This window comes from Martelella sp. UBA3392 (assembly GCF_002358775.1).
Lineage (GTDB): Bacteria > Pseudomonadota > Alphaproteobacteria > Rhizobiales > Rhizobiaceae > Martelella > Martelella mediterranea.
In genome coordinates this window covers 1-20,269 of the sequence record NZ_DEPM01000061.1, presented here as the reverse complement: position 1 = coordinate 20,269, position 20,269 = coordinate 1, and the positions used below count along the sequence as shown (strand labels likewise).

The window sequence follows — 20,269 nt, the reverse complement described above, 5'->3', positions numbered from 1 at the left end:
GGTCCATGGCCGACACGTAACCGAATTGGGAGGCTTCGCCAAGCCCAAAATTGTGCCCCGGCCGGAAAAAATCGGCGCTTGTTGACGATGCCTCAATCACCGGGGCGCGTCAGTTTCCGGCGGGCGGAGCGTCGCTCAGTCACCCGTGCCGGGCTTGTCGGAGAAGAATTTCTCGAACTTGTTTTCGACGCCATCCATCTCCTCCGCCTCGGGCAGCGGCTCTTTCTTGATGGTGATGTTGGGCCAGGATTCGGAAAAATCGGCGTTCAGCTTCAACCACTTGTCGAGGCCGGGCTCGGTGTCGGGCTTGATCGCCTCGGCGGGACATTCCGGCTCGCACACGCCGCAATCAATGCATTCATCGGGATGGATGACGAGGAAGTTCTCGCCCTCGTAAAAACAGTCCACCGGGCAGACTTCGACACAATCGGTATATTTGCACTTGATGCAATTATCGGTCACGACATAGGTCATGAAAGACTCCAGAAAAACGGCCGGCGCGCGCCCTTTGAAACCGAAAAACGGTTCGCCGCAGGCTTCGCAACCATGAACTTATGCCCGGAAGTACCGGCTTTCAAACGGCCGGGCAAGACCATTTCATGCTCGAAACCGGGGCGTGACGGGTAGAACTTTCCAAACCCGCGCCGGCAATTCAGTCGCCGCGCAGTTTCGAAAGGTCGCGGCGCTCCTTCTTGGTCGGACGACCGGAGCCCGGAACCCGCTGGGCCTGTTCGAAGGCGTTGAGCTTGGCGCGCGCTTCCGGCGGCGGGCTGATATCCTCGTAGAGCGTCTGCGCTTCGGCAAACGGTCCCCGCCTTGTGCCGGCCGCGCGCACGATCACATGGACATCGCGCCGTTCCAGCGCGACGACGAGCTTGTCGCCATCGCCGACATCGACGCTCGGGCGGATCACACGCGACCCGTTGAGCCGGACATGGCCGTCGCGCACCAGTTTCTGCGCCAGCGAGCGCGATTTGACGATGCGCGCGAAGAACAGCCATTTGTCGATGCGCTGTCGTGTCGCGGCCTCGTCCATGGCTCTAGCGCTTCATCTGCGCCTTCAGCGCGGCGAGCTTGGCAAACGGCGAATCGGGATCGATCGGCTTTTCCTTCTCGCGGCGCGGCGGACGCTGGTTGGCATGATCGTCGTTGCGATCGCGGCGCGGCCCCTTGCCGCCCTTGCCGCCTTTGCCGCCCTTTCCACCCCGGTCGTTCTTGCCGAAACGCTCGCCATCGCCGCGGTTCTCACCGGCTTCTCCGCCCTTGCGGCCGCCCTGCTGCCCGCGCCCGCGACCGTCGCCGCGCTGCTGGCCGCGGCCCTGCTGGGGGCGGGCGTTGCGTTCGTTACGACCGGCCTGACGCCAGAGAAGAACCGGCTTGGCTTCTTCTTCCGTCTTGTCTTCGCCGGTGGTCTCGCCGGTCTCTTGCGCCTTTTCGGCGGCAGGAGCCTCGTCGGCGCTCGCCACTGCCGGCTCTTCAGCCGGCGTCGCGGCCTGGTGCGTGGTTTCAGCTTCGGCGGCCTCCGTTTCCGCCGGCGCGGCTTCGGCGTCAGCGGCCTCGGTCGCACTGGATTCCTCGATCGCCTTCGATGCGCTGGTGGCTTCTTCGGCAGGCTTTTCGGCTTCGGCAGGCTTTTCCGCGACGGCCTTCTTGGCGACGGTTTCCACCGTCACGCCGCTCGGGGCCTGGCGGGCGGCCTTTTCGGCGTCGCGCGCGGCCTGGATTTCGGCAAGCGTGGTGACCTCTTCCTCCGAAGCGATGTCGGCGCGATAACCGAGACCCTTGAGGATTTCCTCCATGTCGTCGGCGGTGGCGCCCAGGATCGACATCATCGCCGGCGTGGTGACAAAGCGGCGACCGTCGAACGCGCCTTCCGGCCGGGGCGAACCGCCTTCCGGCTTCCACTGCGTCAGCGGACGGATCAGATCGGCGAGACGCTCGAGAATGTCGATGCGCACGGCGCGCTTTCCGAGGAAGCGGAAACCGGCGAGCTTGTAGAATTCGCGTTCGAACGTCGGGTCGGTGACAACCGAGGTGCGGCCGGCGGCCAGCACGGAGATCAGGTCGCCATAGCCCGGTTTGTCGATCCCGTCATTCTTCAGCGCCCACAGCAGCGTGATCATCTCCGCCGGAGCGGGCTTCAGAAGCGCAGGCATGAATACGTGATAGGCCCCGAACCGCACGCCGTAGCGGCGCAGCGAGGCGCGCGCATCCTGATCCAGCGACTTCACCTCATTGGCGACATCACGGCGGAACAGCACGCCGTAAGCCTCGACGAGCTGAAAGGCGAGACCGCGGGCAATGCCTTCGAGATCTTCTGCATTGGCGAGATCGTCGAGCGGCTTCAACACGGTCTGGATCTGGTGGTTGACGTAGCGCTCGATACGGGCGGCGACATGATCGCGCGCCGGACCGGTCAACTGCTCGTCGGCCAGCACGATCACGCGCGGGCGCAACACGTTGTCGGAGGCGACCAGTCGCGCCACCGGATCGCCGAGCCAGCGCACGGTGCCCGACGCATCAAGTGCCAGGTCGCCATTGCCCGAGGCGTGCAGCCGCGCGGCCCGCGCCTCGAACTCCAGCGCGAGCGCCTTCAGCGCCGCCGCTTCGATCGCCTTGGCATCGGGACCCTCGGCCCCGGACACGGCTTTGAAACGGAAGCCCGCCAGTTCCCCCACATGATGTCCTTCCACAAAGACATCACCATTCACGCTCACTTCAGCTTCAAGCATCGCATTCTCTCTCAGGCGCTTCATCAGCACAGATGTCCTGCGGTCAACGAAGCGTTTCGTCAACCTCTCATGCAGCGCATCTGACAGCCGATCCTCGATTTTCCGTGTCTTTTCCTGCCAGTGTGTCGGATCGGCAAGCCATCCGGGCCGGTTGGAAACATAAGTCCATGTTCTGATCTGGGCAATCCGCGCCGACAACGTATCGATTTCTCCATCGATCCGGTCGGCGTGTTTTACCTGCTTTGCCAGAAAATCCTCGTCCACCGTGCCGTGCTGGACAAGGTCCAGATAGAGCGAGGCGATCAGCTCGGCATGCTGGGCGGGGGTGATCCGGCGATAATCCGGCAGCGCGCAGGCTTCCCACAAAAGCTCGATGCGGGCGCGGCGGTCTGCCTTGCCGGCAACGTCGGGATTGCGCGCCAGAAACTCGAGCGCGCGCTGGTCGACCGCCGGCAGGGCCCGCGTCAGGCCCGGCACGCGCGGCACGTCGTCAAGGCTCGCCTTCAGGTTGTCGAGAGAGGTGAAATCGAGCGCCTTGGAGCGCCATTGCAGCACCCGGACGGGATCGAACTGGTGCGATTGCAGCCGTTCCACCAGCTCATCATCGAACGGTGCGACCCGGCTGGTGACGCCGAACGTGCCGTCGCGCATGTGGCGGCCGGCGCGGCCGGCGATCTGGCCGAGCTCGCCGGGATTGAGGTTGCGGTATTGATGGCCGTCGAACTTGCGATCCTGGGCAAAGGCGACGTGGTCGACATCGAGATTGAGCCCCATGCCGATTGCATCGGTCGCCACCAGATATTCGACGTCGCCATTCTGGTAGAGCTCGACCTGGGCATTGCGGGTGCGTGGCGAAAGCGCGCCCAGCACCACCGCCGCCCCGCCGCGCTGGCGACGGATCAGCTCGGCGATCGCATAGACCTCCTCGGTGGAAAAGGCGACGACGGCGGAACGCCGCGGCAGTCGGGTGATCCGTTTCTGGCCGGCATAGAAAAGCTGCGACAGGCGCGGCCGTTCGACCACGGAAATGCCGGGAAGCAGTTTCTGCAGGATCGGCCGCATGGTCGCCGAGCCGAGAAGCAGCGTCTCCTCGCGTCCGCGCAGATGCAGGATACGGTCGGTGAAGATGTGGCCGCGCTCCAAGTCGCCGGCAAGTTGCACCTCGTCGATGGCGACGAAAGCGACATCGGCCTCGCGCGGCATGGCTTCCACGGTGCAGACGCTGAAGCGCGCCTTGGGCGGGGCGATCTTCTCCTCGCCGGTGATCAGCGCGACATTGTTGACGCCGACGCGCTCGACGATGCGGGTATAGACCTCGCGCGCCAGAAGGCGCAGCGGCAGGCCGATGACGCCGGAGGAATGCGCCACCATGCGCTCGATCGCGAAATGGGTCTTGCCGGTATTGGTCGGACCGAGCATCGCGGTCACGCCGCGCCCGCTCAAGATCATTGCTTCAGAATTCAATGTCCGGTCCCGAATGATGTGGTCGGGGCCAAAATCTCGCCCCCGACGGTCTTTCATATCCGCACGGGCCGGCTCCATCGGCCCGCAGCGGTCGCTCGCCTATAGATGGCCCGCCCATCGCCGACAAGCAAGAGGGCCGCGCGATTTCAGCCGCGAAAACGCCCTTTCATTAAGTTTTGGAACAGATGCGAACGAATCACAGACGAATCGCTGACTCTGCTGTTTTCCCGGTTTGTTCACGGCTAGATGTTGCGGAAACGCTTCGTGCGCGGTCCACATCTGGATTCGGATTTCTTGCGGGATCATAGCGAAAGGCCGGATTCGGCCATCGCGTTAACCATTTGCCTCAACAGCAGGCCCGCTTGGCGCAGGTCATCGAGACAGGAACGGCTGACGGGCAGGCGGCCGCCGGCGGTGGTTTCAACGAACACCTTGCCGTTCTCGCGCCGGACGGCGGAAACGGCATCGAGCGCAACCCAGTGGGAGCGGTGGATTTGCAGGCCCGCTACCGGCGCGGTCTCCTCGATCGCGTCCTTCAGCCGGATCAGCAGCATGTGGCGGCCCGCGCCGGTGGTGACCTCGACATAATGATCGCTGACGCTGAGCGAGACCAGCGGTCCGTGCCTTTCGACCGGCAGGCGCGCGAGCAGCCGCGGCGGTTGGGGCCTTTGCGGCTCCTCGGTTTCCGCCGGCTTGTCGCGCGCCAGAAGCTCCATTGCCGCAACGGCGGCGGTTGCGATGATAAAGGCATGGGTCGCGGTCGCGGCAATTGCAGACGGCGCGAGCGCCGCAATGCCTTCGACCGCGATCGTGACGGGCAGCACCGCGACGGTGGCGGCAAGGCCCGCGACAAGAATAACGGCCACAAGCGCGAAATGGCGCGGCGTCCGGCGGGCTCTCAGGTGAAACCGCGTCCACTTTGCAAAAAAATGCGCCGCCCAATAGGTCAAAAACGTGGTCGCCGCCCAGAAGGCGAAGCGCCCGGCGAGCGAAAACGCCGATTGCGTATCGAAGGGGCCGGACCAGGCGAGCACGGCGGCGAGGATAAGAAGCAGGCCATGCACCCGCCAATTGGCAAGATCGCGCTGCATCTGGCGAAGCGTGAATTGCAGGCCGCTGTCATTCGCGAAGTTTTCGCGCAGTTCGTTCATTCCCTGTTTTCCCGATGGCTCGGAATGTTATGGCAGCGGCCAAGGTTATCGTTTCCCCAAGATGAAAGGAACAGCGGAAATGCTTATCGACATTATCACCGGTACGCCTCTTTACGTCTGGCTCATCCTGGCGCTGCTCGTCTATCGCGGCGTGAAGCGGCTTTATCCGCGCGACGTTCATCTGCGTGCGTTCGTGATCCTGCCGCTCCTGTTTCTGTTTCTCGCCGGTCACCGGCTGGCTACGCTTGACTACACCCATGCGGTGCTTGTCGGGCTCGTCGGCGGCCTGGTTGTCGGCGCGTTGCTGACGGTCATGCTGCGGCCGCAGGATCGGCTTTCCTATGCCGGCGGGGATAGCGCCCATGTCGAGGGCGAATGGCACACGCTGGCGATGGTCCTGGCGCTGTTTGCCGCGCTTTATGCGCAGAATGCCGGCCTCGCCGTAAACCCGGCGCTTGCCAACAACGTGCCGTTCATGCTCGCGGTCAACGCCGTGATCGGCCTTGCCACCGGCTTTTCCACCGGGCGCGCCGCGGCCTATCTGCTCAAGGTAAAGAGGCTCGCAAACGCCGGTGAAAGCGCTCCCCGTTAACTTTCGGGCCAAAGCCGGAACGAATCAGCGACGAATCGCTTACCCGTCGATTTTCCGGTTTTGTTCACCGCTAGATATGGTGCGGGAAGGATTTGTTAACCATATATTTCAAGCGGTTGGCGCTGCCCGCGCGCGCAGCCGTTAACCTTTTCCACGCCGCCTTCGGAAGATGGGCTGGGAACAAAATTTTGCCCGACCGCGTTTAGGCTGCGAACATCTGAACGGAGAGGGCAATCACATGCTGGGCACCATTCTTCTCATTATTCTGATATTGCTGCTGATCGGCGCGCTGCCGCGTTGGGGTTATTCGACCAACTGGGGCTACGGGCCGTCCGGCGGTCTCGGCCTCGTGCTGCTGATCGTCATAATCCTGCTTCTGGCAGGCTATATCTGACAAAGACCAAAGATAATTGGAGACATGACCGCATGAAAAAGACCGTTCTCGCCATCGCAATCCTTCTTCCGCTTGCAGCATGCAGCACGCAGCAGCGCAACGCCACAATCGGTGGTGGCCTGGGCGTAGCGACGGGCGCCGCCGTGACGGGCAACACGACCGGTGCTGTTGCCGGGGGGCTTATCGGCGCTGGCGTCGGCGCTGCAACCGCAAGGTAATCCAGGATTGCCCCGGCAAGGTCATTCATGCCGGGGCCATCTAAAGCGGCGCGCGCCTCGGGCTGTCGCGTCAAGATCGGCTCGAAGCATCCCCCCGCTCGTCGATCCAGGCGTCGCTATTTGCGACGCCTTTTCTTTTGCGCTCAGGCGCGTTCCACGCACATCGCAACGCCCATGCCGCCGCCGATGCAAAGCGTGGCGAGACCCTTTTTCGCATCGCGCCGGCGCATTTCGTAAAGCAGGGTCGTCAACACCCGCGCGCCGGACGCGCCGATCGGATGGCCGAGCGCGATCGCCCCGCCATTGACATTGACCTTTTCCGGATCGAGCGCCAGTTCGCGCACCACCGCGCAGGCCTGCGCCGCGAATGCTTCGTTGGCCTCGATCAGGTCGAGATCGCCGACTTCCCAGCCGGCCCTCGCCAGCGCCTTCTGCGATGCCGGGATCGGGCCCGTGCCCATGACCTGCGGATCGACGCCCGCCGTTGCCCAAGAGACGATCCGCGCCAGCGGCGCGATGCCGCGCCTTTGAGCATTGGCCGCGTCCATCAGCACCAGCGCCGCCGCGCCGTCATTGATGCCGGAGGCGTTGCCGGCGGTCACGCTGCCGCCATCCATGAAGGCCGGGCGCAGGCGCTCGAGCGCGTGCGGGGTCATGCCCTCGCGGATGCCTTCATCCTGATCGACCACCACCTCGGATTTGCGGGCGGCAACCGTGACCCGCACGATCTCGTCGGCGAAGCGGCCGGCGGCGCGGGCGGCCTCGGCGCGGTTTTGCGAGCGGGCGGCATAATCGTCCTGCACCGCCCGGGTCAGGCCCCAGCGCTCGGCGATGTTTTCCGCCGTCACGCCCATGTGATAGCCATAGAATGCGTCGACCAGCCCATCCTTCAGCATGGTGTCGACCATGGCGGCGTCGCCCATTCGCGTTGCGCTGCGAAGATGGGCGCAATGCGGCGACAGCGACATCGATTCCTGTCCGCCCGCCACCACGATCTCGGCATCGCCGGCAAGGATCTGCTGCATGCCGAGCGCGACCGCCCTGAGCCCCGACCCGCAGAGCTGGTTGATGACGAAGGCGGTTTTCTCAAAAGGCATGCCGGCGGCCATCGCCGCCTGTCGGGCGGGGTTCTGGCCGGCGCCTGCCGTCAGCACCTGGCCGAGGATCGCCTCATCGACGTCCACCGGCGAAACGCCCGCGCGGGCAAGCGCTTCGGCGATCGCCACCGCCCCCAGCTCATGGGCGGGCACGCTGGAAAGCGCGCCGCCCAGAACGCCGATCGGCGTGCGCGCCGCGCCTGCAATAACAATGGCCGAACCGGACATGTTTCTCTCTCCCCGTTTCATGATAGCGGCAATGTGCAGAAGCCGGTTTGCGAAGTCAAACGGGCCGCCGCCGCCGCTTTGCCGCGCAGGAAAGGCCCCGCCGCCGGCGTCGCTGCATTGCGACAAAATCATTGTACCGGGGCCGGTTTTGAGGTTACATCAAGGCGGGAAGAGGAAACAGATCGCGGGAGGAGGCACAATGCCCGTAAGCGACGGACCAACAATCATCAAGAAATATGCCAACCGCCGGCTCTACAACACCGGCACCAGCAGCTACGTCACGCTGGAAGACCTGGCCGACATGGTGAAAAGAGGAGAGGATTTCACCGTGAAGGACGCCAGGGCCGGCGACGACATCACCCATACCGTGCTGACCCAGATCATCTTCGAACAGGAGGCGAAGTCCGATCAGGCGATCCTGCCGGTTTCATTCCTGCGCGAGATCATCGGCTATTACGGCGACCAGATGCAGGCCATGCTGCCGGGCTTTCTCGACAACGCCATGAAGGCGTTTTCCGAGCAGCAGAGCCATATGCGCGAGCAGATGGACAAGGCGCTCTACGCCAATCCGCTGAAACGCGAATATTACCGCAAGGAAGAGGCCGCGCGTCAGGCCGGCCTCGGCGCCACCAGCTACCGCGCCGCGGCAGACGAGGAAGACCTCGATGGCATGCACACTGCGGCCGCCGGCGACCTCGACGACCTGCGCCGCCAGTTGCGGGTGCTGCAGGACCGTATCGACAATATGTGAGCGACGCCGGGCGGAAACGCCCGGCCATGAAATGCGCCGCAACAAAAAAGCCGCCCCTTGGGACGGCTTTTTTCAATTCAGCGGAAATGCTGCCTGATGGATCAGGCGCTTTCCTTCGGCGTCAGAACCTGGCGGCCGCGATACATACCGGTCTTAAGATCGATATGGTGCGGACGGCGCAGTTCGCCGGAATTCTTGTCTTCGACATAGGTCGGAGCCTTGAGAGCGTCGGCAGCACGGCGCATACCGCGCTTGGACGGGGTCGTTTTTCTTTTCGGTACAGCCATTGGACTACTCCACTTGGGGCGCAAGGCACAATCATCGGCGGGTGAAACCACCGCAAGATCGCCCTTGGAATTCTTGAAATTTGGCGCGCTTATACAGGGCAATCCGGGGTTTGACCAGTCCCCCCGGCATTTTTTTGACTCATTGGGAAGCCGGGCGGAAACTTGGCGGAGACCGGGCTCAGACTTCGTCTTCCGGAACCACCCAGCTTTCGGCAAGCGCGCCGTCACGCCAGCGCTGGAAAGCCGGCACGCTTCTGATCGCGGTCATATAGGCGAGCGCGGTCGGATTGTCGGTAAGTTCATAGACCTCGAACCGGTTGACCACCGGCGCATACATCGCATCGGCCGCCGAAAAAGACCCGAACAGGAAAGGCCCACCGGAGGTCTCGAGCGCGTCGGCCCACAGCGTTTCGATGCGCCGGACATCGGCTTTGACGGCGTCATCCACGGCAAGCGGGGCGGGTTTGCGGCCGAAATTCATCGGGCAGGCCCCGCGCAGCGCCCGGAAGCCGGCATGCATTTCGGCCGAGAGGGCCCGCGCCGCCGCCCGCTCCACCCTGTCGGCGGGCCAGAGCTGGGCTTCGGGATAAAGCTCGGCGACATATTCGATGATCGCCAGCGATTCCCAAACACGAAACTTGCCGTGATGCAGCACCGGCACCTGACCCACGGGCGAGACCTCGCGAAAGCGCGGATTGCCGGCGGGAAAATCGAACGGGATCAGTACTTCCTTGAACGGAATGCCGGCAGCCTCCATCGCCAGCCACGGCCGCAGCGACCAGGAGGAATACTTCTTGTTGCCGATATAAAGCGTCAGATCGCTCATGCTTCACCCTTCCGTTTGCGCCGGAGTTAACCGCATTTCCCCGCCCCGCGCCAACAACAATGTCGAATGTCAGTCATAAAGGCAGGTGATATAGGCGCCCGAGCGCCCGGCCAGCCGCTCCACCCTGGCGGCGAGGTTCTGCATATGTCGGCTCGGGGCGGCGGCCTGCCGGCCCACCGGATCGGGCAGCGACACGGCGAGCAGCGCGGCCTGCCGCGCCGTCAGGTCCGAAGCCGAGACGCCGAACTGTTCGCGCGCCGCCGCCTCGATGCCGAAGGTTTCCGGCCCCCATTGCGCGATGTTGAGGTAGATTTCCATGATCCGCTTCTTCGGCCAGACGATGTCGGCGGAGATCGCCAGCGGCAGTTCCAGCGCCTTGCGCAGATAGGAGCGGCTGTTCCAGAGATAGAGGTTCTTCACCGTCTGCATCGGTATCGTGCTCGCCCCGCGCACGGCCTTGCCGGCCAGCGCATCCTCGACCACGGCCTTGTACTCGCCCCAGTCGATGCCGTCGTGATTGCAGAACTGCCCGTCCTCCGACATCATCACCGATTGCACCAGCACCGGCGCGATCTCGTCGAAGGGCACCCATTGCCGGTCGTAGCCGGTAAAAAGCCGGGCCATCATCGGCACCGAAACCGGATGGACGAAGGACGGCCGGTAGAGCGGCAGCAGCAGATACGGCAAAAGCACGATCACGATGATTGCGATCACGCCATAGCGGATCAGGCGGCGAAACAGTGACCGGCGGGGAGCCTCATCCTCATCGTCTTCCGGCATGTCGTCGTCGCGCATCGGTTCATTAGCTTTCGTGAAATCCGCCCCTTCCATAGCGTGATGCGGCCGCCAAGAAAAGCCGTGGCGCCCGTGCATGGACGCACGCGCGAAACCGCTTGAACGCCGCGCGCCCCCATGCCAAGACATGGCCCCATGTCAGAGACCGAATTCACCATCCGCCTTGAAAGCGCCCGCAAGGACGTCGAAGCCTGCCTCGACCGACTGCTCGGCCCCGAACCGCTTGAAGGCGAAACCGCACGGCCGGCAACGCTGATGGCGGCGATCCGCCACGGCGTGCTGAACGGCGGCAAGCGCTTCCGCCCGTTTCTGGTGATCGAGACCACCCGGCTTCTCGGTGGGCCGGCGGATGCTGCGCTCAGGGTGGCCGCGGCGCTGGAATGCATCCACTGCTACTCGCTGATCCATGACGACCTGCCGGCCATGGATGACGACGATCTGCGCCGGGGGCGGCCGACCGTGCACAAGGCCTTTGACGAGGCCGCCGCGATTCTTGCCGGCGACAGCCTGCTGACGCTCGCCTTCGATATCATCGCCGATGATGCGACCGGGCTTGAACCCGCCGCCCGTCTTGCCCTTGTCAGCGCGCTGTCGCGGGCGGCGGGCATTGGCGGCATGGCGGGCGGTCAGGCGCTCGATCTGGCGGCGGAAAAATCTCCGCCGGATGAGGCTGGCATCGTCACCCTGCAGGCGATGAAGACCGGCGCGCTGATCCGGTTTGGAGCGGAGGCCGGCGCGATCATTGCCGGCGCCGGGGCGGACGCGCGCGCCCGGCTTGCCCGGTTCGGCGCGGTGATCGGCCTCGCCTTTCAGCTTGCCGACGATCTTCTCGATCTGAGGGCCGATGCCGAAACCATGGGCAAGGCGACCGGCAAGGATGCCGGGCGCGGCAAGGGCACGCTGGTGTCGCTTCACGGCACGGACTGGGCTGAGCGCCGCCTGTCGGAACTGGTCGAAGAGGCCGAGGCCCTGCTTAGCCCCTTCGGTGCGCGGGCGGCAACGCTGATCGCCGCCGCCCGCTTCGTGGCCTCACGCGAGAACTGAGGTCTGCGCGTGTCGGATTAAGGCCGCGCTCAGTCGTTGCCGATGATGCGGTTGCGCCCGGCCTCCTTGGCGTCGTAGAGGCGCTGGTCGGCCTCGGCGATGAAGCGATCGAGCGTGTCGGGTTCACCGGGAACGGCGGAATAAAATCCTATACTCACCGTCAACGGTTGGGCGTAATCGTCATGGCGCACCGGGCTCGCCTCCACTTTGGCGCGCAAATCCTCGAGGAAAGCGCGGATTTCCTCCGGTCCGCCCGCGATGTGATAGGCGATGAACTCCTCTCCGCCGTAACGCGCGACCATGTCGTCCGCTCTCTGGAAGTGGGACCGGAAGACTGCGGCGAGATGTTCCAGACAGGCATCGCCGAAGACGTGGCCCATCCGGTCGTTGATCGGCTTGAAATGGTCGACGTCGAGCATGGTTAGGGTAAAGCGCTCGCCGTCGCGCCGGCATTGTTCAAAGGCGACTTCGGCGCGCGCGATGAAATGGGTCCGGTTGTAGAGCCCGGTCAACCCATCGGTGATGGAGGACTGTTGCAGCAGATCGTTGGCCGTGTTCAGCGCCCTGTTGAGCAGTCGTAACTTGCGGACCCAGTACAGGAAAACGAGGAACACGACGGCGATCAGTGCCGCGGTGGCGAACAACAGCCGGTAGTCGATCGCGCGCTTGAACGGCGCCAGCTTCTGGCGGTTGAGAATCCGGTCGACCTCGACGGGATCGAGCGTGGCGATCAGCTTTTCGAAAATATCGCCGAGGGCCGGCTCGTCGGCCGCCGTGGCCGCGACCACCTGGACGTTCTCCGAAATCCGGCCGGAGATCTTGATGTCGTTGGTATCCTTGGCGGCGATCAGATAGACGAGCGTGTCGAGCGGGCCGACGACGGCGTCGAGCTCGCCGTCGAGGACAGCATCAAGCCCCTCGCTCTCGCTGTCCAGCGGAACGATCGTAACGTCGGGATAGCGCGCCTTCAGCACCGCAAGTGGTGCATGTCTGGAGACCATGCCGACGCGCTGTCCGGCCAGATTGCGCATGCTTTCCACGAACGGCGCCTGTAGCGGGCTTGCCACCGCGAGCGCCATTTCGAGATAGGAGGGCGCCAGTTCGAAGTCGTTTGCGGAAAAATCGACATTGACGACGAAGGGCAGCACGTCGCAATCGGCAAGGGCGGCCTCACGCTCGCTGTCTGAAGTGAGCGCCACGGGCTGAATCTGCCAGGAGAACTCGCCGTTCTCACCCAGAAGCGCAAGGATATCGGCAATCGCTCCGGTGAAATCGCCGTCGCGTTCGATCATGGTATAAGGCGGCGATCGCGGATCGACGCAGACCCTGAGCGGCCCTCTGTCGTGCAGATAATCGCGTTCGTCTTCGTCGAGCACGGCGCGGCGGCGATCGATCCCGGCCAGCGGCGGACCGAGCCAGCGGTTTTCCATCTCCTGCCAGCGCGCAAGCGGGATCGAGGCGAGCGAGCGGTCGATGATGCTTTCGAGATATGGATATTTCGGCGAGACGCCGAAGCGCAGATCCTCGCGCTCGACCCCGTCCATCAGGAATTCGCCGCCGATCTGGATATTGATCAGCCCATCGCGGCGGATGATGGAATTGCCATTGCTCAGCGAAGCGATGGCGACGTCGATCTCGCCGTCGGCCAGCGCGTGGATCAGCGCTTCCTGGCCATCGAACTGGCGCACGTCGTCAAACCGCGCCGAAACCGCATCGGCGTAATAGATGTCGCGGCCGATCCCGATCCGCTTGCCGTCGAGATCGGCGATGTCGCGATAAGGCCCGAAGCCGGAGCGCACGAACACCGCATTGGGGATGCGATGATATTCGTCGGAAAACAGCGTGAATTCGCTGCGTTCCTCGGTGCGGGAGATATTGGTGATGATATCGAGGTCGCCGGATTTGAAGCGCTGCAGCAATTTCGCCCAGTTGTCGTAGACCGGCTCGAACGAGAGGCCGGTGCTGGCGCTGATATACTGGGCAAGATCGACGGCAAGGCCCTGGCCGCGACCGTTCTCGAGATAGCTGAAGGGCTGGTAATCGATGATGAAGCCGATCGAGAGCGTCGGCGCTTCCTCGATGAAGGCCTGCTCCTCCGGCAACAGCCGCAGCAGGCCGCCATTGCTGGTGCGCCCCGTGCGGTAGCTCAGCCAGCGGTCGGTGATCTCGTCCAGGGTTTCGGGCGGCAACGCCAGCACGGCCTTTTTCAGGATCGACGACAGAAGCGCGGCCTCGCCGGCCTGATCGAGGACGCCGAGGCGGAAGTCTTCCAGTGACACCGCTGTCAACGGCAGCGCGCCGGCGGCCGCCACATTGGTGAAACCGTTCTCGCGGATGAAGAAATTCCCGGTCAGCTCGGCGGCGAGCGCGCCGTCCACCCAGCCGAAGGCGACCGCCGCCATCAGATCGCGATAGGTCGCATATTCCTGGAGCTGGAATCCGGCATCCTTGAGCGCGTTGGCATAGTAGATGTCGCGGATCACGCCGATCCGCCGCGCTTTCAGCGCCTCCGTGTCGGCGAGATCGCCGAGCGGGCGGTCGACATTTTCGAACAATATCGTGCGACGCAGATGGTAGGGGTCGGTGAAGAGAATGAACGGGGCCCGCTCCTCGGTGAAGGAGATGTCGGCGATCACGTCAAGCCCGCCCTGGCGGAACTGGCCGTAGATTTCCGGCCACGAGCCCAGCCGGACCGCGAAATCGAGACCGGTCATTCCGGAGATCGCGTCCAGCACGTCCACCGACCAGCCCATGATCTTGCCATTGAGGTAGAAGGAATACGGCTCGTTGTCGGCCACGAGCCCGATGGTCGCCACGCGGTGAGCGGCGATATAGGCCCGCTCCTCATCGGTCAGGTCGACCGGTTCGGCCGCAAGCGGACTGGCGGCAAGGGAGGTGATCAGCAGGATGAAGGCGAAGACCGGCTTGGTCATCTTCTGGAAAAAACGGCCGGCCGATTGCCGGGCGTCGCTCAAACAGATTTCATCCATGCTGCCTTCTCAATTCATGCCTCGCCGTTTCCCTTCGACATCAAATAGCACAGAACCGGCCCGGATCGATATTCCTGCTGACGCATGGCTCCTGTAATTCATGGCGTTGTGACAGTTCTCTTTTACGATCATTCGTGTTTGCATGCGCCGGATGCCCGATTCTTCGGCAGGGCTGTGGAGAATGACATGGACTGTATCTTGCTGGGCGTGCCGGTCGAGTGCGGCTCGGGGCGCAAGGGCTGCAATATGGGGCCCAACGGGTTGAGAGCCGCGGGCCTTGCTGAGGCGCTGAGGGGGCTCGGCCATACCGTGCGCGATCTCGGCGATCTGACGCCTGCCGCCGAACGCGCCGTCTCCCATCCCAACGCCAAGCTCAAGGCCTTGAGCGAAACCGTGTCCTGGCTCGATGCGCTGGTCGAAAAGGCCTTCGAAATTTCCGCGGACGGCCTGCCGATCTTCATGGGCGGCGATCACGTGATGGCGGCGGCAAGCGTCGCCGGCGTTGCGCGGCGGGCGCAGGAAGAGGGCCGACCGCTTTTCGTGCTGTGGCTCGATGCCCATACGGATTTCCACACGCTCGAGACGACCGACAGCGGCAATCTGCACGGCACGCCGGCCGCCTATTTCACCGGCCAGCCGGGTTTCGAGGGCGTGTTTCCGCCGCTCGCCGCGCCGGTCGATCCGAAAAATGTCTGCATGATCGGCATCCGCAGCGTCGATCCGGCCGAACGCGCGACGATCCGCAATGCGGGCGTCACCGTGCATGACATGCGCGCGATCGACCCGCAGCTACGGCTGAAGCCGCCCGCAACACAAAGGCCAAGCCGGGTGCCCCCCTCAGCCGCTGCCGATGATCATGCCGGCGGCCAGCACCAGGCCGCCGCCCAGCACGACCTGGAAGGCGGCGCGCATGAACGGAGTTTCCATATATTTGTTCTGGATGAAGGCGATCGCCCAGAGCTCGAAGAACACGACGACAATGGCGATGATCGTCGCGGTCCAGAAGTCCGGAATAAGATAGGGTAGCGCGTGGCCGAGCCCGCCAAGCGTGGTCATCACGCCGGAGGCGATGCCGCGCTTGATCGGCGAGCCGCGGCCCGAAAGCTTGCCGTCGTCATGGGCCGCCTCGGTGAAGCCCATGGAAATGCCGGCGCCGACGGCGGCCGACAGGCCGATCAGGAAGGTCTGCCAGGTATCCTGCGTGGCGAAGGCGGCGGCGAAGATCGGCGCCAGCGTCGAAACCGAACCGTCCATCAGCCCGGCAAGGCCCGGCTGCACCCAGGTCAGCAGGAACTGGCGGTGCTCCTTGGCGGCCTCCTCGTCGCGCACGCCTTCCGGCGCGTGTTTCTCGGTCAGCGTCTCGGCGAGCTCCTCATGCGCCTCCTCGGCGATGGCTAGATCGCCGAGCAGCTTGCGGGTATCGGCGTCGGAAACCTCGTTCATGGCGGCGCGGTAGAAGCGCTGGGCCTGTTCCTCCATCAGCACCGACTGGCGGCGGATCTTGTCCAGCGACAGCGTCTTCATCAGCCAGTCGGGCCGGCGTTCGATGAAGCCGCGCACATGCTCGCGCCGGACCAGCGGTATGTCATCGCCGAAGCGGCGCTTGAACATGTCGATCAGCATGCGCCGGTGACTGTCCTCAACCTCCGCCATCTCATCGAAAATCCGGGCGCTGTCGGGGTACTCGCCGCGCAGGTGGGCGGCATAGGCCTTGTAGATGCGCGCATCGTCCTCCTCGGATGAAATCGCAAGCGCCAGTATTTCGGCTTCGCTCAAGGACGAGAAGTCGCGCTTGGCGCGACCAAAAAGGGGCAGGACCATGGGACTGATTCCGGTTTTAGTTTAGAATAATTCTAAGTCCGAAATCGTCAAAGGTCAAACGGGTAATCAGGGTTTCTTGCCAATAAGCGTCGCGACAAAGTCCGGAACGGCGGTCGAGGCCGAACCGGTCCGGCATTCGCTGAACAGGCTGTTGCCGGTTGCTTCGAGATTGATCTCGACCGTATGCGCGCCGGCGGCCGCAGCCCCCGCCACGAAGCCGGCGGCGGGATAGACCGTGCCGGAGGTGCCGATCGCCACGAACAGGGCCGCCTTTTCCAGCGCGACCTCGATCGCGTCCATATCGTAGGGCATCTCGCCGAACCAGACGATATCCGGGCGCAGCGAAGGACGGCTGCAGCTTGAGCAGAAACAGTCCCGATCGAGATCGCCTTCCCAGTGCTGGTGGCTGCCGCATTCGTAGCACAGCGCGGAATCGAGCCGGCCATGCATGTGCAACATCCTTTTGGAGCCGGCCCGTTCATGCAGGTCGTCGACATTCTGGGTGATCAGCAGGAAATCGCCGTCCCAGGCGTTTTCCAGTGCGGCAAGCGCGTTGTGGGCGGCATTGGGCGAAGCCTTCGCGGCCTCGCGGCGGCGCATATTGTAGAAATCGAACACCAGGTCAGGGTTTTTATGGAAACCCTCGGGGGTCGCGACATCCTCGATGCTGTGCCCCTCCCAGAGCCCGCCCTGATCGCGGAATGTCGCAAGGCCGGATTCCGCCGAAATGCCGGCGCCGGTTAGGACAACGATCGGGGAGGATGTGTCAATCTTCATGTGTCACGCCTGTCTCGGGCCCAGGCGCCTGGCCTGAGGCTGATGTCAACGCAACGAGGCGACCGGCAGATCGGTTCCGGTTTCGACCTTGACCCAGCGACCGCTGTCGAAGGACGCCTGACGCTTGAGGAAGGTGTAGGGCGTATCCGACCAGGCCAGCACATCGTCGTTCAGATTGTCGAGGATGAAATCGCCGTCATTGGTGCGCAGCGTCAGCACCGCATGGCCTTCGCCATTGGGCTTGCGCACCACGGTGATCAAGAGGTCGGAGGCGGCGATGCCGGCCTTCATCAGACGGCGGCGCTTTTCCAGCACGAAATCCTCGCAGTCGCCGGCGCCGCTATCGGGATAGGCCCAGACTTCCTCGCGGCCGTAAAGCTCCTCATCGGTCATCGGCTCGATTTCGGCGTTGACCGCGCTGTTGACGGCAACCACCGTCTTCCAGCCGAAATTCGTCAGCCGCGCGGCAATCGTGCTGGCGGTGTGGGGCGCGCAATCGCGGCGGTGCTGTTCGCAGAACTCGAAATGGCCGATCGGCTGGGACGTGACCCCGCCCACCGGCATGGCCGATGCGGCAAGCGCGGGCGTCGCGAAGCCGAGGCCCATAATGGCGCAGAAAGCCGAGATGATCAGTCTATCCAAACGAGGCACGCTATACCCATCCGCCCTTGAATTCTTAACAAAGAGTTAAGGAGAAATAGGGCGGTGAGTCAATCAGCGTGAGGGGTGCGCGGACCGAGATCTTAAGAAATGGTTAACCGGCGCGATGTTCTGCGGCGGTCTCCAGAAGGCCGGAAAGCGCGGTCAGCATGCGGGCAATGTCCTCAGGCCGCGAAAGCCGGTGGTCGCCATCCTGCACCAGCGTCAGCACGACATCGTCGGCCGGCAAATGCGACATCAGCTTCAGCGCGTGCTTATAGGGCACGTCCGGGTCCTGCTTGCCCTGGATGATGTGCACCGGGCAGCCGGTCTCGATAATGCCGGTCAGCACCATATTGCGTCGTCCGTCATCGAGAAGGGCCGAGGTATAGATGGTCGGCTCCGGGCCGTAGATCGATTGCTCGGCGAAATAGCCGTTCTCGGCAAGCGCCTTGCACTGGGCGTCCGTCAGGTCCGGCTCGATCAGCTCGCTGGTGAAGTCGGGCGCGGGCGCGAGCAGCAGAAGCCCGTCGATCGCCGGCGCGCCGGCCTTGGCCTTCAGTTCCTGCACCGCGCGCAGCGCCAGCCAGCCGCCCATGGACGAGCCGATAATGATGACCCGTTCGGGCGCGGCATGGGCGATGGCCTTGAGCGCGTCGGCAAGCCAGCGCGAGATCGTGCCGTCCTTGAACGCGCCCTCGCTTTCGCCATGGCCGGTATAGTCGAAGCGCAGCATGGCAAGGCCGTTTTCACCGGCATAGGCGTCGAGCGCCTCGGCCTTGGAGCCCAGCATGTCGGAGCCGTAGCCGGAGAACCAGACCAGCATCGGCGCATCGTCCCTTCCCTTGCGGAGGCGCATGGCGATCTTGAGCGGCCCGTCGCCATGGTCGATTTCGGTGTAGGTCAGTTGGCTCTCGTCGTTCATCTTGCTCTCCAGGCTCGTCTTGGACATGGCGCGGCCCCGTAAAACGCCCGCAATCGCGCGCTTTTGGCGATCGGCAGGTGATTTTCTTTTTCGGCTGTGTTATTGACTCATCGGCTGTAACAACCATTTGTGTCCATCACGTGCAAGTTTTTGTGCAATTGGCGCTGATGCAGCCGAATTTCAACAATTTGAGGAGACAACGACCATTCGCAGACCCCATAGAGCCGCTCCCCCGACCAAAGAAGGTCCCCGCGCCAACCGTGACATCCGCATCCGCGAAGTCCAGTTGATTACCGAGGACGGGGAGAACCAGGGCGTCGTACTGACTGAAGATGCGTTGAGAATGGCTGAGGAAGCCGGGCTTGATCTCGTCGAGATCGCCCCCAACTCCACGCCGCCCGTTTGCAAGATTCTCGATCTGGGCAAGCTGAAATATGCCAACCAGAAGCGCGCCGCCGAGGCCCGCAAGAAGCAGAAGATCGTCGAAGTCAAAGAAATCAAGATGCGTCCCAACATCGACACCCATGACTATCAGGTGAAGATGAAGGCGATGAACAAGTTCTTCGAGGAAGGCGACAAGGTGAAGGTTACCCTTCGCTTCCGCGGCCGCGAAATGGCCCACCAGGAACTCGGCATGAAGCTTCTGTCCCAGGTCAAGCAGGACACCGCCGAAATCGCCAAGGTGGAAGCCGAGCCGAAGCTCGAAGGCCGTCAGATGCTGATGGTGCTCGCGCCGAAATAAGCTTTTCGCTGTCGACGATAAATGACAGACCGTCCGGGAAATCCGCCCGCGACGGTCGTTGTCTTTTTGTCGCGACGGAGAGGTTGCACAATAAGGGCAAAGCGCGTATACACGCGCCGTCCGAGCGGGCCGGCAGGGCATGCCGTGTCCGCTCCAAATGCGAAGCCGGGGTTCGTCTCCCGGCGCAATCAATAAAACGGAGTAGCAAAATGCCCAAGATGAAGACGAAATCGTCGGTCAAGAAGCGGTTCAAGGTTACCGCGACCGGCAAGGTGAAGTCGGCAGCCGCCGGCAAGCGCCATGGAATGATCAAGCGTTCCAACAAGTTTATCCGTGATGCGCGCGGCACGATGGTTCTGGCGGATGCAGACGCCAAGATCGTCAAGCAGTTCATGCCTTACAGCAAGTAACGCCCGTCAACTCGCTCAACAGATAGATTTAAGGAGATCATGATATGGCTCGCGTAAAACGTGGCGTTACCGCCCACGCCAAGCACAAGAAGGTCATCAAGAAAGCCAAGGGCTTCTATGGCCGTCGCAAGAACACCATTCGCACGGCCAAGGCCGCTGTCGACAAGTCCATGCAGTACGCCTACCGCGACCGCAAGGTCAACAAGCGCAACTTCCGCGCTCTGTGGGTCCAGCGCATCAACGCCGCCGTGCGTGAACACGGCCTGACCTATGGCCGCTTCATCGACGGTCTAAACAAGGCCGGCATCGAAGTCGACCGCAAGGTTCTGTCCGACATGGCGATCCATGAGCCCGAAGCATTCGCAAGCCTGGTAGCGGCTGCGAAG

21 protein-coding genes and 1 pseudogene are annotated in these 20,269 nt (G+C 63.4%); 9 read left to right on the top strand and 13 right to left on the bottom strand.

Annotated features, from left to right (window positions below; all coding sequences use genetic code 11):
- Positions 1-135: 135 nt before the first annotated feature.
- The 4 genes from fdxA to B4E36_RS04565 all read right to left on the bottom strand — a co-directional run bounded on the left by fdxA (position 136) and on the right by B4E36_RS04565 (position 5,347).
- The gene (fdxA, locus tag B4E36_RS04580) at positions 136-474 is read right to left on the bottom strand and encodes a ferredoxin FdxA (RefSeq protein ID WP_018067478.1); all 339 of its coding nucleotides are present in this window, start codon (positions 472-474) and stop codon (positions 136-138) included.
- 178 nt (positions 475-652) lie between these two features.
- Entirely contained in the window at positions 653-1,036 is a 384-nt protein-coding gene (locus tag B4E36_RS04575; protein ID WP_292053835.1) for an RNA-binding S4 domain-containing protein, read from the bottom strand.
- Between the two features lie 4 nt (positions 1,037-1,040).
- Entirely contained in the window at positions 1,041-4,181 is a 3,141-nt protein-coding gene (locus B4E36_RS04570; protein WP_292053909.1) for a helicase-related protein, read from the bottom strand.
- Between the two features lie 317 nt (positions 4,182-4,498).
- Positions 4,499-5,347, bottom strand: coding sequence for a LytTR family DNA-binding domain-containing protein (locus B4E36_RS04565; protein WP_292053836.1), 849 nt, complete (start codon positions 5,345-5,347; stop codon positions 4,499-4,501).
- 79 nt (positions 5,348-5,426) lie between these two features.
- Between B4E36_RS04565 and B4E36_RS04560 the strand changes: the two genes are divergently transcribed.
- The 3 genes from B4E36_RS04560 to B4E36_RS04550 all read left to right on the top strand — a co-directional run bounded on the left by B4E36_RS04560 (position 5,427) and on the right by B4E36_RS04550 (position 6,551).
- Positions 5,427-5,939, top strand: a complete 513-nt coding sequence (locus B4E36_RS04560; RefSeq protein ID WP_292053837.1) for a DUF6622 family protein — start codon at positions 5,427-5,429, stop codon at positions 5,937-5,939.
- 238 nt (positions 5,940-6,177) lie between these two features.
- Entirely contained in the window at positions 6,178-6,333 is a 156-nt protein-coding gene (locus B4E36_RS04555) for a DUF3309 family protein (protein ID WP_018067473.1), read from the top strand.
- Positions 6,334-6,365: 32 nt separating this feature from the next.
- On the top strand, positions 6,366-6,551 hold the full coding sequence (locus B4E36_RS04550; RefSeq protein ID WP_018067472.1) for a hypothetical protein: 186 nt from the start codon (positions 6,366-6,368) through the stop codon (positions 6,549-6,551).
- 143 nt (positions 6,552-6,694) lie between these two features.
- Here the strand turns inward: B4E36_RS04550 and B4E36_RS04545 are convergent, their stop codons facing one another.
- The gene (locus B4E36_RS04545; RefSeq protein ID WP_345900039.1) at positions 6,695-7,876 is read right to left on the bottom strand and encodes an acetyl-CoA C-acetyltransferase; all 1,182 of its coding nucleotides are present in this window, start codon (positions 7,874-7,876) and stop codon (positions 6,695-6,697) included.
- Positions 7,877-8,075: 199 nt separating this feature from the next.
- Between B4E36_RS04545 and phaR the strand changes: the two genes are divergently transcribed.
- Positions 8,076-8,627: a polyhydroxyalkanoate synthesis repressor PhaR gene (phaR, locus tag B4E36_RS04540; RefSeq protein WP_292053845.1), complete on the top strand. Its 552-nt coding sequence runs from the start codon at positions 8,076-8,078 to the stop codon at positions 8,625-8,627.
- A gap of 101 nt (positions 8,628-8,728) precedes the next feature.
- Here phaR and rpmF read toward each other — a convergent pair whose 3' ends face one another.
- The 3 genes from rpmF to B4E36_RS04525 form a co-directional block, all read right to left on the bottom strand.
- Complete coding sequence (gene rpmF, locus B4E36_RS04535) at positions 8,729-8,914, bottom strand: 50S ribosomal protein L32 (protein ID WP_026173944.1); 186 nt, start codon at positions 8,912-8,914, stop codon at positions 8,729-8,731.
- Between the two features lie 178 nt (positions 8,915-9,092).
- Positions 9,093-9,740, bottom strand: a complete 648-nt coding sequence (locus B4E36_RS04530; RefSeq protein WP_292053849.1) for a glutathione S-transferase family protein — start codon at positions 9,738-9,740, stop codon at positions 9,093-9,095.
- Positions 9,741-9,809: 69 nt separating this feature from the next.
- Positions 9,810-10,535: a biosynthetic peptidoglycan transglycosylase gene (locus B4E36_RS04525; RefSeq protein ID WP_292053852.1), complete on the bottom strand. Its 726-nt coding sequence runs from the start codon at positions 10,533-10,535 to the stop codon at positions 9,810-9,812.
- A gap of 135 nt (positions 10,536-10,670) precedes the next feature.
- Between B4E36_RS04525 and B4E36_RS04520 the strand changes: the two genes are divergently transcribed.
- Positions 10,671-11,579: a polyprenyl synthetase family protein gene (locus B4E36_RS04520; RefSeq protein ID WP_292053854.1), complete on the top strand. Its 909-nt coding sequence runs from the start codon at positions 10,671-10,673 to the stop codon at positions 11,577-11,579.
- A gap of 29 nt (positions 11,580-11,608) precedes the next feature.
- Here B4E36_RS04520 and B4E36_RS04515 read toward each other — a convergent pair whose 3' ends face one another.
- Positions 11,609-14,569 (bottom strand): diguanylate cyclase, encoded by a 2,961-nt coding sequence (locus tag B4E36_RS04515; protein ID WP_292053857.1) that lies wholly within the window; start codon positions 14,567-14,569, stop codon positions 11,609-11,611.
- A 186-nt stretch (positions 14,570-14,755) separates the two neighbouring features.
- Between B4E36_RS04515 and B4E36_RS04510 the strand changes: the two are divergent.
- A pseudogene (locus B4E36_RS04510) lies at positions 14,756-15,352 on the top strand (arginase family protein); the annotation flags it as partial.
- Between the two features lie 54 nt (positions 15,353-15,406).
- Here B4E36_RS04510 and mbfA read toward each other — a convergent pair.
- From mbfA to B4E36_RS04490, 4 genes are all read right to left on the bottom strand, one after another.
- Positions 15,407-16,390 carry an iron exporter MbfA gene (mbfA, locus tag B4E36_RS04505; protein WP_292053860.1) on the bottom strand — a complete coding sequence of 328 codons (984 nt, stop codon included), beginning with the start codon at positions 16,388-16,390 and terminating at the stop codon, positions 15,407-15,409.
- A gap of 66 nt (positions 16,391-16,456) precedes the next feature.
- Complete coding sequence (locus tag B4E36_RS04500; protein WP_292053864.1) at positions 16,457-17,167, bottom strand: NAD-dependent deacylase; 711 nt, start codon at positions 17,165-17,167, stop codon at positions 16,457-16,459.
- A 45-nt stretch (positions 17,168-17,212) separates the two neighbouring features.
- The gene (locus tag B4E36_RS04495) at positions 17,213-17,773 is read right to left on the bottom strand and encodes a transglutaminase-like cysteine peptidase (protein ID WP_292053910.1); all 561 of its coding nucleotides are present in this window, start codon (positions 17,771-17,773) and stop codon (positions 17,213-17,215) included.
- Positions 17,774-17,921: 148 nt separating this feature from the next.
- On the bottom strand, positions 17,922-18,758 hold the full coding sequence (locus B4E36_RS04490) for an alpha/beta hydrolase (protein ID WP_414673730.1): 837 nt from the start codon (positions 18,756-18,758) through the stop codon (positions 17,922-17,924).
- 178 nt (positions 18,759-18,936) lie between these two features.
- Between B4E36_RS04490 and infC the strand changes: the two genes are divergently transcribed.
- From infC to rplT, 3 genes are all read left to right on the top strand, one after another.
- On the top strand, positions 18,937-19,473 hold the full coding sequence (infC, locus tag B4E36_RS04485) for a translation initiation factor IF-3 (protein ID WP_079920986.1): 537 nt from the start codon (positions 18,937-18,939) through the stop codon (positions 19,471-19,473).
- Between the two features lie 209 nt (positions 19,474-19,682).
- Positions 19,683-19,883: a 50S ribosomal protein L35 gene (rpmI, locus tag B4E36_RS04480; protein ID WP_018067458.1), complete on the top strand. Its 201-nt coding sequence runs from the start codon at positions 19,683-19,685 to the stop codon at positions 19,881-19,883.
- Positions 19,884-19,927: 44 nt separating this feature from the next.
- On the top strand, positions 19,928-20,269 hold a 342-nt coding region (rplT, locus tag B4E36_RS04475), incomplete at its 3' end, for a 50S ribosomal protein L20 (RefSeq protein ID WP_345900038.1).